Source organism: Nocardiopsis salina YIM 90010 (assembly GCF_000341025.1).
Lineage (GTDB): Bacteria > Actinomycetota > Actinomycetes > Streptosporangiales > Streptosporangiaceae > Nocardiopsis > Nocardiopsis salina.
On record NZ_ANBF01000157.1, the window covers coordinates 1 to 13,982 of the forward strand.

The following is a 13,982-nucleotide window of genomic DNA, read 5'->3' on the forward strand; positions in this document are numbered from 1 at the left end:
TTGCGGGGCCCCTCTTTTTTGTGTCTGCACTTGTGAACACGTGAAAACCTGTCTGCGCGTGCAATCACCCCCTACGCAGGAAGGTCGAACCCCCTGTTCGGGAGATCCGCCCCCTGCCTCCTGATCCGATCAGGACCCGTGGTTGTGCCTGCAGAGGCCCGCTCATCCGTGCAGGGTGCCGGCCTCCAGAGCCAGCAGGTGTTTCTTGCGCCAGACCCCGCCTGCGTACCCGGTCAAGGTCCCGTCGGCGCCGATGACCCGGTGGCAGGGCACGACGATGCTGATCGGGTTGCGTCCGTTGGCGGTGCCCAATGCGCGGGAGGCCCCCGGTCGGTCGAGGTCTCGGGCGAGTTCCCCGTAGCTCGCAGTGCGGCCGTAGGGCACGGTCGTCAGGGCACACCACACGGTCAGCTGCCACTGCGTACCCGTCGGTGCCAGCGCGAGTTCGAAGTCGCGCAACTGTCCCTCGAAGTAGGAGCGCAGTTGCCGCACCGCCTCGGCGAACGGGGCGTCGTCGCGCACCCACCCTTCACCCGGGGCGAAGCCGGTGTCGTCCTTGCCGCGGGTGTGGATCCCGGTGAGTGCCTCTCCGTCCCCGGTGAGGGTGAGCTCGCCGATCGGTGAGTCCATGAGCGTGTAGCGGGTCGGCCCCTCCAACGGTGTGCGGAACTCCAGTGCGGGTGCACGCCGGGGACGAAGGCCCTCGTCCGTTGCTTCGAGGGGCAGCATGTCCTGTTGGACGGTCATCCTCGACTCCCGGTGTCGGTCGGTTCGGTGGGCTCTCCGTCGCTGAGGCGAGCCCAGAGCAGATGGGTGGTGTAGGAGCGCCACGGGCTCCAACGGGTGGCGAGCGCTGCGGCTTCCCGGGGTGGACCGGGTGCGCCCAGCGCTTGAAGTCCCGACCGCACGCCCAGGTCCCCGGACAGGAACACGTCGGGGTCGCCCAGGCCGCGCATCCGGATGTATCCGGCGGTCCAGGGGCCGACCCCGTACAGCCGGACCAGGTCGTTTTCGGCGGACTCCCGGTCGGCTCCGGGCCCCAGGTCCACGTCTTGGGTGGCCATCGCCTGGGCCAGGCCGACGAGGGCGCGGCCCCGGGAGAGAGTCAGGCCCAGGTCGGCCGGGTCGGCCTCGGCGAGCGTCTCCGGCGACGGGAACACCCTGTTCAGGCCGGCCATCGGTGCGTCCTGGAGCCCTTCCGGCAATGGATCCCCGAAGCGCTCGGCCAACCGTCCGGCGAGGGTCCGTGCGGCCTTCACAGAGACCTGCTGGCCGAGCACCGCACGGATCGCCAACTCGGCGGGGTCGACGTGGCCGGGCGACCGGATCCCGCGGTGCCGGTGCACGACCCCGCCCAGGAGCGGGTCGTCGCCCAGGGCCTCTGCCACGGCCGCCGGGTCGGCATCCAGGTCCAGCATCCGACGGCAGCGTTGCACAGCGGCGGTCAGGTCAGCGGGGTCGGTCAGCCGCAGACGGCACAGCACGTACGGGCCGTCCGGGCCGGGGGAGAGTTCGACGGTCCCGGGTCCGCCCGGCAGCCGTAGTACACGCCGATAGGTGTGGCCGTCGTGAGCCTCGACCCCGGCCACCGCGCGGTCGCCGAGGAACCCCAGCATCGCGTCGAGGTCGACGGGTTCGCGGTAGGGCAGGCGCAGCGTGATGGTGCCCGGAACTCCGTGTTCCCCGGGCCGGGCCCGGCTGCGTTCCCGCAGTTGGGTGGGGGAGTGTCCGTGGATCGCCTGCATCGTCTCGTTGAACTGGCGGGCGCTGCCGAACCCGGCAGCGAAGGCCACGTCGGTCAGGGGCATGTCGGTGGTCTCGGTGAGGATCCGCGCGGTCTGGGCGCGTTCGCTGCGCGCCAGCGCGACCGGCCCGGCCCCGACCTCCGTGGTGAGGAGCCGGCGCAGCTGCCGGGGGCTGTACCCGAGGCCGTGGGCGAGCCCGTCGACACCGGTGCGGTCGACGGCGCCGTCCTGGATCAGGCGCATCGCGCGCCCGACGAGGTCGGCCCGGCCGTTCCACTCCGGTGATCCGGGGGCCAGGTCGGGGCGGCAGCGTTTGCAGGCCCGGAACCCGGCCTCCTGCGCGGCCGCGGCGGTCGGATAGAACCGGGTGTTCTCACGCTGCGGGGTGCGGGCCGGGCAGCTGGGCCGGCAGTAGATCCCGGTGGTGCGCACGGCCGTGTAGAAGACCCCGTCGAAGCGGGGGTCGCGGCTGTGTACGGCGCGGTAGCGCTGGTCGTCGTCGAGCACGTTCCCCATGATCACCGATGGGGGAGAGCAGGACCGGCGGTTTTCGGCCATCGTGCTCGGCGGGCACGGTCACTGCTCGGGGCGGTTCTCCGGGGGCTCTTCGGCCCCCTGATCCCGGCCTTCGGGGCCCGGGGCCGTGGCACCGTTCTCCGTCGTGCTGCCCTCCGCGCCGGGTTCGGGCAGTTCACCATGGTCGCGCAGATAGGAGATGTAGACCGGCCGCAGGGCCTCCTGCACCTTGGGGTCGGTCTCGGCGGAGAACGCCTCGTAGAGGAGCCCTGAGAGCTGGCCGACGCTGGCCTCGCTCGCCTCCTGTTGGCCGGCCGCGGCCTCTGCGGCCGGCAGCATCCTCAGGACCCTCCAGAAGAAACGTACGTCCCATCGGCGCCGAGCCAGTTCCACCGCGTCCTCGTGCAGCTTCTCGGTGCTGATGTGGTCGAATTCGGTGTCTCCCATGGTCGGACGATACCCGTCCCTGCCCCGATCGCACTCGGGTGACCTGAGTTACCCTGCACACGTGTTCGCCAACTCCTCCCGGGTTTCGGAACATGCCTCCCACAAGGAGGGCCGGGCGCACGGGGGGACCGTCGTTGAGGGGTTTGCCATGGTCGAGAGCGCCGCACGAGTGGTTGTCGCCAAACCGGGTCTGGACGGCCACGACCGCGGGGTCAAGGTCGTGGCCCGTGTCCTGCGTGACGCCGGGATCGAGGTGATCTACACGGGGTTGCGCCAGACTCCGGAGATGATCGTGGCCGCGGCCCTGCAGGAGGACGCCGACGGGATCGGTCTGTCGGTGCTCTCCGGTGCGCACATGACGATGTTCGGGCGGGTCATGGAGTTGCTGGAGGAGAACGACGCCACGGACATCCTGGTCTTCGGTGGCGGCATCATCCCGGAGGAGGACATCGAACGCCTCGAGAACCTGGGGGTGGCGAAGGTGTTCACGCCCGGCGCGCCCACCGCCGACATCGCCGCGTGGGTGAAGGAGAACATCCGTCCCATCCACGCCGCCTGAGGGGTTCGGTGCGGCGCCGCGGGCCTTCGTGGCGCGGCCTGTTCTCATCGGTTGCCGGCAGTGAGGTGGATCGCATCCGGGTCGTCTCCGGAGCGGGAGAAGTGCTCCGGAGGCCTGTGATCGCCAGTGGTTCTCATCACAGATTTTCCCAGGCGGGAACTCCGTCAACGCCGCATGAGCGGCGTTTGCGGTGTGTGAAGGAGGGCCCGGGGCGGCCCCGGTGTCCGCCCCGGTTTTCCCCGGCGACTAAGCTTTGCGCATGTCGCGGGTGGCTACGCCGCGGCGATCTCGATCTTCTGTAAACGGCTCAGCCCTGCGGGGCAGGCGTCGTGTGACACGTGTCAGTGGGTCACAGCCGATCCGGACGAGGCCACCCCCGTAGACATTCTGAGCCAGCGAGCAACAAGGACGGACCCTCGTGGACCTGTTCGAATACCAGGCGAAGGAACTCTTCGCAGAGTACGGGGTTCCCGTACCCCAGGGGAAGGTGGCGAGCACGGCCGCTGAGGCACGTGCCATCGCTGAGGAGTTCGCCGCCGCCGGCAAGACCCGCGTCGTCGTCAAGGCGCAGGTCAAGACCGGTGGCCGCGGCAAGGCCGGCGGTGTGAAGGTCGCCGACGACGCCGAGGACGCCCAGGCCAAGGCCGAGCAGATCCTCGGGATGGACATCAAGGGCCACACGGTCCACCGTGTCCTCGTCGAAGAGGCCTCCGAGATCGAGGAGGAGTACTACTTCTCCTTCCTGCTCGACCGCGCCAACCGCACCTTCCTCTCCATCTGCTCCGCCGAGGGCGGCGTGGAGATCGAGGAGGTCGCCGAGACCAACCCCGACGCGGTCGCCAAGATCTCGATCGACGCGCTCAAGGGCGCTCCGGCCGACGTGGCCGCGGAGATCGTCGAGTCCGGCAAGCTGCCCGAGGCCGCGGCCCAGGGCGCTGTCGAGGTCGTCTCCAAGCTGTGGGACGCCTTCGTCGGCAAGGACGCCACCCTCGCCGAGGTCAACCCGCTCATCCTGACCAAGGACGGCCGCGTCGTCGCCCTCGACGGCAAGGTCTCCCTGGACGAGAACGCCGAGTTCCGCCAGGACCTGGAGAGCCTCGCCGCCGAGGAAGAGGGCGACCCCCTCGAGGTCGAGGCCAAGGCCAAGGGCCTGAACTACGTCAAGCTCGACGGTCAGGTCGGCATCATCGGCAACGGCGCGGGCCTGGTCATGTCCACCCTGGACGTGGTCGCCTACGCCGGGGAGAGCCACGGCGGCGCCAAGCCCGCCAACTTCCTCGACATCGGTGGCGGTGCCTCCGCCGAGGTGATGGCCAACGGTCTCGAGATCATTCTCGGCGACACCGACGTCAAGAGCGTCTTCGTCAACGTCTTCGGCGGCATCACCGCCTGCGACGCCGTCGCGAACGGCATCGTCCAGGCGCTGGAGATGCTCGAGGAGCGCGGCGACGACGTCAGCAAGCCGCTGGTCGTCCGTCTCGACGGCAACAACGCCGAGCTGGGTCGCGAGATCCTGACCGAGCGGGCCCACCCGGCCGTGCGACAGGTCGACACGATGGACGGCGCCGCCGCTCAGGCCGCCGAGCTCGCGGCGAAGTAGGGGACAAGAACCATGGCTATCTTCCTGAACAAGGACAGCAAGGTGCTGGTCCAGGGCATGACCGGCTCTGAGGGCACCAAGCACACCCGCCGCATGCTGGCCTCCGGGACCAACATCGTCGGTGGCGTGAACCCGCGCAAGGCGGGCACCAACGTCGACTTCGACGGTTCCGAGGTGCCGGTCTTCGGCTCCGTCGCCGAGGGCATGGAGGCCACCGGCGCCGACGTGACCGTGATCTTCGTTCCGCCGAAGTTCACCAAGAGCGCCGTCATCGAGGCGATCGACGCCGAGATCGGTTTGGCCGTCGTCATCACCGAGGGCATCCCGGTGCACGACACCGCCGCGTTCTGGGCCTACGCCGGTTCCAAGGGCAACAAGACCCGGATCGTCGGCCCGAACTGCCCCGGCCTGATCACGCCCGGCGAGTCCAACGCCGGAATCATCCCGGCCAACATCACCAAGCCCGGCCGCATCGGTCTGGTGTCCAAGTCCGGCACCCTGACCTACCAGATGATGTACGAGCTGCGTGATATCGGCTTCTCCTCCGCCGTCGGCATCGGTGGTGACCCGATCATCGGCACCACCCACATCGACGCGCTGAAGGCGTTCCAGGACGACCCCGACACCGACGTCATCGTCATGATCGGTGAGATCGGCGGCGACGCCGAGGAGCGTGCGGCCGACTTCATCAAGGACAACGTGACCAAGCCGGTGGTCGGTTACGTCGCGGGCTTCACCGCCCCGGAGGGCAAGACCATGGGCCACGCCGGCGCCATCGTCTCCGGCTCCTCCGGCACGGCCTCCGCCAAGAAGGAGGCCCTGGAGGCCGTCGGCGTGAAGGTCGGCAAGACCCCGAGCGAGGCGGCCCAGCTGGTGCGCGACCAGTTCTAGGAACTGTTCGGCAGCTGGGTGCCTGCGGCCCCGTCGCCCGATCCCCGTGGTCGGTGCGGCGGGGCCTTCGCTGTGTCAGGGGTGGTCGTGCAGGGACCGTGTCAGGAGCCCTCGATGCGCCGGTTGCGTTCGCGTTGTGAGCGCAGGTGTGAGGTCAGCGGGATCAGCACCATCACCCCGACGACCGCGAGGAAGACCAGGACCGACGGGGTGCTGCCGGCGAAGAACGCGGGCAGGCCCCACACGAGGAGGAGGAAGCCGACGCCCCCGAACGCCGAGGCGAGGTTCATGTCGCCGCGGCAGCTCTCCTCGGCCCCGTCGTCCTCGTCGGAGCGCTCGGCCTTCCCGGGCTCGTCGGTCTCCCGTGCGGGTGGTGCGGCGGGTGTGGCCGACGGTGCTGCTGTGGCGACCGGGGGCGGTGCGACCGAGCTCGGCCACAGCTGCTGGGGGAGATCGTCGAAGACCGGGCGCAGGTCGTCGTTGGTGCGGGCGCTCAGGGCCCGGTGCGTGCGTTCGCCGTGTTCGTCCACGGAGAGCCGCCCCTCCTCCAGGGCCGTGCGCAGGTGCCCGAGCGCCTCGTCGCGTTCGGAGTCCGAGATGCGGTAATGCAGGTCGCTCATGGCCGAGCCTTTCGGGGGGCGACGCTCCTGCCTGTGACGTACCCGCTGTGCGCGGGGTTCCCACGGGCACGACACGCGAGCCGAGGAGGCCCTGGCGCATTCCGGTGCCTGGCAGCATAAGTCGGGTGAGTAAGCCAGGATCTCCCCCCGACGCCGAACTTCCCCGTCCCGTCTACTCCACCGGCGGTGTGGCCGCCGCCTCCGCCGCGGGCATCGGGCTCGCCGCGCTCGTCACCCTGACCATCGCCGGATGGGTGGCCGCTCCCCACGACGCCTTCGCCGACGAGATCGCCGAGCTGCTGCAGGGGGCGGTCCTGGCGTGGCTGGTGGGCCACCTCGTGCCGTTCGGGACCGAGGGCGCGCAGATCTCTCTGCTCCCCCTGGGGTTGGTGCTGCTTCCCGGGATCCTGCTGTACCGGTCGGGACGGTGGCTGGCCCGCAACTGCGAGATCGCGCGTCTGCGCCACGTGCACCGGGCTGCCGTGGCCATCGCGGGGCCGTACGCGGCGATCGCGGGCACGCTGGCGCTGTTGGCGCGTACTGAGGCCGTGGAGCCGAACATGCTGTGGGCGCTCGTCATGGGCTTCTCGATCGCGTTCGTCGCGGGTGGGCTCGGGGTGCTGCGCCAGCTGATGCGCGACAAGCAGGTCGGTGTGGGCGCGCTGCTGGACTTGATGCCGCCGCGTGCGCGCTCGCTCTTGGTGGGGGCGCTGGCGTCGACCGGAACTCTGGCGCTCGGCGGGGTCCTGCTGTTTCTGACCGCGATGGCCGTGAGCCTGCCCGAGGTGATCGACACCACGCGTGCGCTCGGTCCGGGGATCGTGGGCGGGGTGCTGCTGGTGATCGTGCAGCTGGCGTACCTGCCGAACGCGATCGTGTACGCGGTCTGTTACGCGCTGGGGCCGGGTTTCGCGTTGGGGGAGATGACGGTCGTGGCGCCCACGGGGGTGTCGGTGGGGCCGCTGCCGCTGTTCCCGATGCTCGCGGCGCTGCCTGAGAACGGTCCGGCGCCGGTGCTGTCGTTGGGGGCGTTGGCGGTGCCGTTCATCGCCGGGGCGTTGGGCGGGGTACTGACCCAGCGCAGCGCCCCGGACGTGGTGAGCGAGGCGGCACCGCTTTGGGGGTTCGTCTGCGGAATCACCACGGGGATCACGGTGGCGGCGTTCGCGCTGGTCACCGGGGGATCCCTGGGCGCGGTCCGGTTGGCCGAGGTGGGACCGTCGGCCTGGCAGGTCGGGCTGGTGGCTGCGCTGGAGGTCGGTGTGGCTGCTGCGGTGGCGGCCTGGATCGCGAACTGGTGGTACAGCCGCAAGCTCCGACTGGCCGGGGGCGAGCCGGGATCGCCGCGTGCGCGTGAGACCGCGCGCGGAAGCAGGGCGCCCGAACCGTCCGGGCCCTCCGGGCCTTCGCAGGCCGGTGGGCTGGCGGTCGCCGAGACCTCGCTGTCGGTTCCGAAGGGCGAAGGTCTTGCGACGGTGACGGCGCTGCGACCGCGCGAGGAGGACGAGGGGGCCCGGCAGGAGACCGCGAGTGTCCGCACCACCGAGGCCGCCCCTGAGGATGCCCCCGAGGCCCCGCCGGAGTCCTCCACACAGGAGCGCCGCGAGGCCCGGCGCCGCAATCGCGACGTGTACCGCAGCGACCGGGCCGCCGAGCGCGCCGCACGCCGGGAGGCGCGGGAGGAGCTGCGGGCCCACCGCAGGGCGGAGAAGGCGGAGCGGCCCTCGCGCGGTGAGATCCGCGCCCAGCGCAGATCGGACAAGGCCGAGCGGCGTGCGCAGGGTGAGCGTTGGTGGCGGCGCCGTCCCACCGAGGACGACGGCGAGGGCGACGAGCTGTTCGGTATCACCTACGAGGCCGGGGACCAGCCGAAGGAGTGACCCACCTCGGCGGGGGTCGTGCGGGGCCTGTGGACGGGCAGCCGGTACGGGGCACGCGCCCGCTGAGGGCGGATCTCCGCCTGCCGGTCGGCCCTCGCCGGTGTTTGCGCTCCGCCGCCGAGTGCACGCGGGGGTGCCGGGCGGACGCTTTCTCGGTGGGCACACCCGCACGGTTCAGGCTCCCGCTGCGCGTTCGCAGTGGCGCGGAAGCGGAAACCGGGCGGGCGCCCGGGCACCCGCCCGCACCCCTACGCCTGGGGCGCCTTCAGGTCCGGCTCGAAGATCGCGGACACGAAGTCCGTGCACCACTTCAACAGCTCCAGGTCGCGCAGTGGTTTGCCGCCGATCCCCCCGGCCTTGGGCACGGGCACCAGGAGTGTCTTCGTGGCCTCCTTCACGACCGTCTTCGGGTACATGCGCCGCAGCCGCAGCTCCTGCGATTCCCGCAGGTCGGCGACGGCCGGGCCCGAGAACCGGATCTGGTTTCCCTGCAGAGTCACGTCGCTCAGCCCCGCCGCGGTGGCCAGGACCCGGAAGCGCGCGACCGCCATGAGGTTGTCGACGGGCTGGGGCGGGGTGCCGTACCGGTCGTTGAGCTCCTCGTAGGCGGAGCGGATGTCGTCCTCGCCGGCCACGCTCGCAATCCGCTTGTACGACTGCAGCCGTAGCCGCTCCCCGGGTACGTAGTCGTGCGGGATGTGCGCGTTGACGGGCAGCTCGACCTTGGCCTCGCCCGCCTCCTCGGCGGCGGCCGGGTCGCCCTTGAGCTCGGCGACGGCCTCGCTGACCATGCGCACGTACAGGTCGAAGCCCACACCCGCGATGGTCCCGGACTGCTCGGCGCCCAGGATGTTGCCGGCGCCGCGGATCTCCAGGTCCTTCATGGCCACGTACATGCCCGCGCCCGTCTCGGTGTGCTGGGCGACCGTCGCGAGCCGCTCGTAGGCGGTCTCCGAGAGCGGGCGCTCGGGCGGGTAGAGGAAGTAGGCGTAGGCACGCTCGCGCCCGCGCCCCACACGCCCGCGCAGCTGGTGGAGCTGGGAAAGCCCGTAGGTGTCGGCGCGGTCGATGATGAGGGTGTTGGCGTTGGGCACGTCGAGCCCGGACTCCACGATCGTGGTGGAGACCAGCACGTCGTAGCTCTTCTCCCAGAAGTCGACCATGACCTTCTCGAGCTGTTGCTCGTTCATCTGGCCGTGGGCGTAGGCGATGCGTGCCTCGGGCACGAGCCTGCGCAGCGCCGCCGTGGCCTTCTCGATGGAGGAGACCCGGTTGTGCACGAAGAAGACCTGGCCCTCGCGCATGAGTTCGCGCCGGATCGCGGCGGCGATCTGCTTGTCCTCGTAGGGGCCGACGAAGGTCAGGACGGGGTGGCGTTCCTCGGGCGGGGTGAGGATCGTGGTCATCTCGCGGATGCCGGTCATGCCCATCTCCAGGGTGCGGGGGATGGGCGTGGCCGACATGGCGAGCACGTCGACCTGGGTGCGCAGCCGCTTGAGGGCCTCCTTGTGCTCGACGCCGAAGCGCTGCTCCTCGTCGATGATGACCAGGCCGAGTTCCTTGAACCGGGTCTCGGAGGACAGCAGCCGGTGGGTGCCGATGACGATGTCGACCTCGCCGGTGCGCAGCCCCTCGCGGGTGGCCTCGACCTCGCCCTCGGTCTGGAAGCGCGAGAGCGGCTTGACGTTGACGGGGAACGAGGCGTACCGCTCCGCGAAGGTCGACATGTGTTGCTGCACCAGCAGGGTGGTGGGGACCAGCACCGCGACCTGCTTGCCGTCCTGCACGGCCTTGAAGGCGGCACGCACGGCCACCTCGGTCTTGCCGTAACCGACGTCGCCACAGATGAGGCGGTCCATGGGCACGGACTTGCCCATGTCGTTCTTGACCTCTTCGATGGCGGCGAGCTGGTCGGGGGTCTCCACGTACGGGAAGGCGTCCTCGAGCTCGTGCTGCCAGGGGGTGTCGGGGCCGAAGGCGTGCCCGGGCGAGGCCTGGCGTGCGGAGTAGAGGCGGATGAGGTCGCCGGCGATCTCGCGCACGACCTTGCGGGCGCGGCTCTTGGCCTTGTTCCACTCGGCGCCGCCCATCTTGGACAACGTGGGCGCCTCACCGCCGACGTAGCGGGTGACCTCGCCGAGCTGTTCGGTGGGCACGAAGAGGCGGTCGCCGGGTTGGCCGCGCTTGGAGGGCGCGTACTCGATGAGCAGGTACTCGCGGGTTGCTCCCTGGATCTGGCGGCTGACCATCTCCAGGTAGCGGCCCACTCCGTGCTGTTCGTGCACGACGTGGTCGCCGGGCTTGAGCTGGAGCGGGTCGACGGTGCCCTTGCGCCGGCTGGGCATGCGGCGCATGTCGCGGGTCGAGGACTTCTGCCCGGCCAGATCGGTCTCGGTGAGTACGGCCGTGTGCACCGAACGCAGCAGGAACCCGTGGTCCACGAGCCCGGTGGTGACGGTCGCGACGGCCCCGCGCGGAGGTTCGGTGAGGTCGTCGGTGTGCTGGGCGCCCAGCCCGGCGTCGCGCAGCATGGACACGAAGCGTTCGGCCGGCCCGTGTCCCTGGGTGACGAGCACGACGCTCCAGTTGTCGTGCAGCCAGCCCTTGATGTCGGCCAGGGCGCGTTCGGTGTCGCCGCGGTAGGAGTCGGCGGCCACGGCTCCGACGGTCACGGCGTCGTCCTCCTCGCCGGGAGCGGTGCCGTCGCCGGCGCTGAAGGGTGTGAGCCCCCACCAGGGCAGTCCGGCCTCCGTGGCGATACCGCGCAGCTCGGAGATGGACATGTACGCCGACCCGCCCAGGTCGATGGGGGCCTCACCGCCGGATGCGGCGTTGATCCACGAGGCGTCGAGGAACTCGGCGCTGGTGGCCTCGAGCTCGAGGGCGCGGGTGCGGATGCGTTCGGGGTCGCAGCCCACCACCATCGCGTTGCCGGGCAGGTACGACAGCAGGGGTTCCATGCGCTCGGCGAGCACGGGCGCGAAGGCCTCCATGCCCTCGACCGCGATCCCGTCGGCGATCTTGTTCAGGACCTCGGCCAGGGAGGGGTGCTGCTCGGCCAGGTCGCGGGCTCGCGAGCGCACGGTGTCGGTGAGCAGGAGTTCGCGGCAGGGCGGGGCGAACAGGCCGGAGGCGGCGTCGCCGGTGCCGTCGGAACCGGGGTTGATGGAGCGCTGGTCGGCGACCTGGAAGTAGCGGATCTCCTCGACGGTGTCGCCCCAGAACTCCATGCGGAGCGGGTGTTCCTCGGTGGGTGGGAAGACATCGAGGATGCCGCCGCGCACGGCCATGTCGCCGCGCTTCTCCACCAGGTCGACGCGGGAGTACCCGGCGTCGGCGAGAGAGTCGACGACCTCCTCCATGGGTCGTTCGTCGCCGGGGCGGACCCGTACGGGCTCGAGGTCGCCGAGGCCGCCCACGAGAGGCTGCAGGACGCTGCGGACGGGCGCGACGACCACGCGCAGGGGCGCGGTGAGGGGGTCGTCCGGGTCGGGGTGGGCCAGGCGGCGCAGGACCGCCAGGCGCTGGCCGACGGTGTCGGAGCGGGGCGAGAGGCGCTCGTGGGGGAGGGTCTCCCAGGCGGGGAAGAGCGCGACGGAGTGCTCGGGAAGGAGGGAACCGAGCGCGTCGGTGAGGTCGGAGGCCTCCCGCTCGGTGGCGGTCACGGCCAGCAGTGGCCGGCCGGCGCCCTCGGGGGCGTCGGCGGCCAGCGACCCGACCATGAACGGCCGCAGCGCCGAGGGGGCGACGAGGTCGAGATGGGGATCGTCGCCCCGTCGGGCGGTCTCGATCGCGCTGTGCAGCGCCGGGTCCTTGACGACGTCGGCGAGAAGTCCAAAGAGGCTCATAGCACCAGAAAGTGGGAGTGGTCCGGCTGACGGGCGGTGGATGATCGCGGCCCGAGGAACGAGACGGCTGCGAGAGATGTGCGTGGAGGCCGCCCGGCTCCTTCCAGCTTATCCGGATCGGCTCCTCGGCGCGGCGGCCCTGTGGACAACGGCGCCGGAGCGGTCCGGGAGCGGTCGGCCTCGTGTTTTCGGCGGTCCCGGCGGGGCTGCGGGCACGGCCCGCGGTCCCACTCTGAACAGAACCGCCGGTGAGCTGCGGGTATTCCGCTCCGGGCGATGCAAGGGCCACGGCCTCGGGGGCGGCGTCATACGCTTGGGGCCGTTCACGTCGAGCCGGTCGGAGAGGAAACACGTGGTGAGAGAGGACAGGTCGCCCGAGGACACGGATGGGGTCGACGTTCCCAGCCTGGCCCCCGGTCCGGAGGCCCTCGCGCACCTGGAACTCGTCCTGAGCGGTGCGTGTCCGCTCTCCGGGTTCATGACCGGTGACGAGAGCGCCTCGGTCGAGCGCGAGGGCCGCCTGCCCGACGGGCGGGTGTGGCCGGTTCCGGTCACTCTGGAGGTTCCCGAGTCCCTGTCCGGTGCCGATCGTGTGACCCTGACCGACCCCGAGGGCGCGCCCCTGGCCGAGCTGCGGGTCTCCGAGTACTGGCGTGGCGGTGCCGGAACCCTGCACGCGGCCGGCGAGGTCGAGCTCGTGCGCCCGCCCATGTACGGGGTTCTGCGCGAGCTGCGCCTGACACCCGCCGAGGTGCGCGGACAGCACGAGGCCGGGCCCTTCGCCGACCGTCCTCTGCTCGCGGTGGTGACAGACCGCCCGCTGCACCACAGGGCGCTGCACCAGATCCGCGAGTGCGCCGAGGAACTGGGCCGCGCCGAGGTACTGGTCCTGGTCGACACCGGGCTGACGGACGGGAACATGGCGAGCGCGGTGCTGGCCGCCGAGCCCCTTCTCCCGGCCCGTACGACCTTCGTGGCCCTCACCCTGCCCCGCGACCGCTCCGGCACCGGGTTCGGCGGCCGCTGGACCCCGCGCCAGACCGGCCTTGCCGCGCACGTGGCCGGTGCGTACGGGGCCACGCACGTGATGGTCGAGGGCGGCAGCGCGCCCGAGGCGGCAGAGGGCGGTGCCGAGTACGTCGATCCCGGGCCCTGGCGCTTCGACGAGGACAGCCAGCTGTGGTCGCCGGCCGAGAAGGTGCCCGAGGCCACAGGCCGCGACGAATTCACCGACGACGAGGTCGAGGCCGAGCTCGCGCACGGGCGCGAGCTCCCGGCCTGGTTCACACCCGCGCGGGTGGCCGCCGAGATGGCCCGGCTGCGCCCGGCCCGCACCCGCCGGGGTCTGACGGTGCTGCTGTCGGGGCTGTCCGGCTCGGGCAAGTCCACGATCGCGCGCGGGGTCTGCGACGGGATCCGGCGTTCGGGCCGCACCGTGACCCTGCTCGACGGCGACGTGGTGCGGCGGTTGTTGTCGAAGGGGCTGACCTTCTCCCGTGAGGACCGCGAACTGAACATCCGCCGCATCGGTTACGTGGCCTCGGAGATCACCCGGCACGGCGGGGTGGCGGTGTGCGCGCCCATCGCCCCCTACGAGGCGGGCCGCCGCGAGGTGCAGGCGATGGTCGAGGAGTTCGGCGACTTCTTCCTCGTGCACGTGGCCACCCCGCTGGAGGTGTGCGAGGAGCGCGACCGAAAGGGCCTGTACGCCAAGGCTCGCGCGGGCGAGATCCCCGAGTTCACCGGGATCTCCGACCCGTACGAGGAACCGGTCGACCCCGCCCTGGTCGTCGACACCACCGGCACTGACCCCGCCGAGTCCGTGGCCGAGGTCCTGGCGGCCCTGCGCGAGGGCGGGTGGTTGCCGCAGTGAGCG

General features: G+C 71.1%; 10 protein-coding genes. 5 read left to right on the forward strand and 5 right to left on the reverse strand.

The window, feature by feature from the left end; all coding sequences use genetic code 11:
- Positions 1 to 162 precede the first annotated feature (162 nt).
- From D474_RS0117455 to D474_RS0117465, 3 genes are read right to left on the reverse strand one after another with little or no spacing between them, the layout of a single operon-like run.
- The gene (locus tag D474_RS0117455) at positions 163 to 747 is read right to left on the reverse strand and encodes a methylated-DNA--[protein]-cysteine S-methyltransferase (protein WP_017614824.1); all 585 of its coding nucleotides are present in this window, start codon (positions 745 to 747) and stop codon (positions 163 to 165) included.
- Entirely contained in the window at positions 744 to 2,261 is a 1,518-nt protein-coding gene (locus tag D474_RS0117460; RefSeq protein ID WP_040703835.1) for a DNA-3-methyladenine glycosylase 2 family protein, read from the reverse strand. The genes D474_RS0117455 and D474_RS0117460 overlap by 4 nt, the downstream gene beginning before the upstream one ends.
- Positions 2,262 to 2,321: 60 nt before the next feature.
- Positions 2,322 to 2,708 (reverse strand): hypothetical protein, encoded by a 387-nt coding sequence (locus tag D474_RS0117465; RefSeq protein ID WP_017614826.1) that lies wholly within the window; start codon positions 2,706 to 2,708, stop codon positions 2,322 to 2,324.
- Positions 2,709 to 2,856: 148 nt separating this feature from the next.
- Between D474_RS0117465 and D474_RS0117470 the strand changes: the two genes are divergently transcribed.
- The 3 genes from D474_RS0117470 to sucD all read left to right on the forward strand — a co-directional run bounded on the left by D474_RS0117470 (position 2,857) and on the right by sucD (position 5,758).
- The gene (locus D474_RS0117470; RefSeq protein ID WP_026118575.1) at positions 2,857 to 3,267 is read left to right on the forward strand and encodes a cobalamin B12-binding domain-containing protein; all 411 of its coding nucleotides are present in this window, start codon (positions 2,857 to 2,859) and stop codon (positions 3,265 to 3,267) included.
- A 418-nt stretch (positions 3,268 to 3,685) separates the two neighbouring features.
- Positions 3,686 to 4,867: an ADP-forming succinate--CoA ligase subunit beta gene (gene sucC, locus D474_RS0117475; protein WP_017614828.1), complete on the forward strand. Its 1,182-nt coding sequence runs from the start codon at positions 3,686 to 3,688 to the stop codon at positions 4,865 to 4,867.
- Positions 4,868 to 4,879: 12 nt separating this feature from the next.
- On the forward strand, positions 4,880 to 5,758 hold the full coding sequence (sucD, locus tag D474_RS0117480; protein WP_017614829.1) for a succinate--CoA ligase subunit alpha: 879 nt from the start codon (positions 4,880 to 4,882) through the stop codon (positions 5,756 to 5,758).
- Positions 5,759 to 5,859: 101 nt separating this feature from the next.
- On the opposite strand, the gene D474_RS0117485 is transcribed toward sucD, so the two are convergent.
- Positions 5,860 to 6,378, reverse strand: coding sequence for a DUF1707 SHOCT-like domain-containing protein (locus D474_RS0117485; protein ID WP_017614830.1), 519 nt, complete (start codon positions 6,376 to 6,378; stop codon positions 5,860 to 5,862).
- Positions 6,379 to 6,503: 125 nt separating this feature from the next.
- Here D474_RS0117485 and D474_RS0117490 point away from each other — a divergent pair, with 125 nt between their 5' ends.
- Complete coding sequence (locus D474_RS0117490) at positions 6,504 to 8,258, forward strand: cell division protein PerM (protein WP_026118576.1); 1,755 nt, start codon at positions 6,504 to 6,506, stop codon at positions 8,256 to 8,258.
- Between the two features lie 248 nt (positions 8,259 to 8,506).
- Here the strand turns inward: D474_RS0117490 and mfd are convergent, their stop codons facing one another.
- Positions 8,507 to 12,106 (reverse strand): transcription-repair coupling factor, encoded by a 3,600-nt coding sequence (mfd, locus tag D474_RS0117495; protein ID WP_017614832.1) that lies wholly within the window; start codon positions 12,104 to 12,106, stop codon positions 8,507 to 8,509.
- Positions 12,107 to 12,458: 352 nt separating this feature from the next.
- Between mfd and cysC the strand changes: the two genes are divergently transcribed.
- Positions 12,459 to 13,979, forward strand: coding sequence for an adenylyl-sulfate kinase (gene cysC, locus D474_RS0117500; RefSeq protein WP_017614833.1), 1,521 nt, complete (start codon positions 12,459 to 12,461; stop codon positions 13,977 to 13,979).
- Positions 13,980 to 13,982: the final 3 nt, after the last annotated feature.

What these genes read in the sequence shown, in the direction of transcription:
- D474_RS0117465 (WP_017614826.1), bottom strand. Translation starts at nt 2,708, where the DNA reads ATGGGAGACACCGAATTCGACCACATCAGCACCGAGAAGCTGCACGAG.
- D474_RS0117485 (WP_017614830.1), bottom strand. Translation starts at nt 6,378, where the DNA reads ATGAGCGACCTGCATTACCGCATCTCGGACTCCGAACGCGACGAGGCG.
- D474_RS0117470 (WP_026118575.1), top strand. Translation starts at nt 2,857, where the DNA reads ATGGTCGAGAGCGCCGCACGAGTGGTTGTCGCCAAACCGGGTCTGGAC.
- D474_RS0117455 (WP_017614824.1), bottom strand. Translation starts at nt 747, where the DNA reads ATGACCGTCCAACAGGACATGCTGCCCCTCGAAGCAACGGACGAGGGC.
- sucD (WP_017614829.1), top strand. Translation starts at nt 4,880, where the DNA reads ATGGCTATCTTCCTGAACAAGGACAGCAAGGTGCTGGTCCAGGGCATG.
- mfd (WP_017614832.1), bottom strand. Translation starts at nt 12,106, where the DNA reads ATGAGCCTCTTTGGACTTCTCGCCGACGTCGTCAAGGACCCGGCGCTG.
- D474_RS0117460 (WP_040703835.1), bottom strand. Translation starts at nt 2,261, where the DNA reads ATGGGGAACGTGCTCGACGACGACCAGCGCTACCGCGCCGTACACAGC.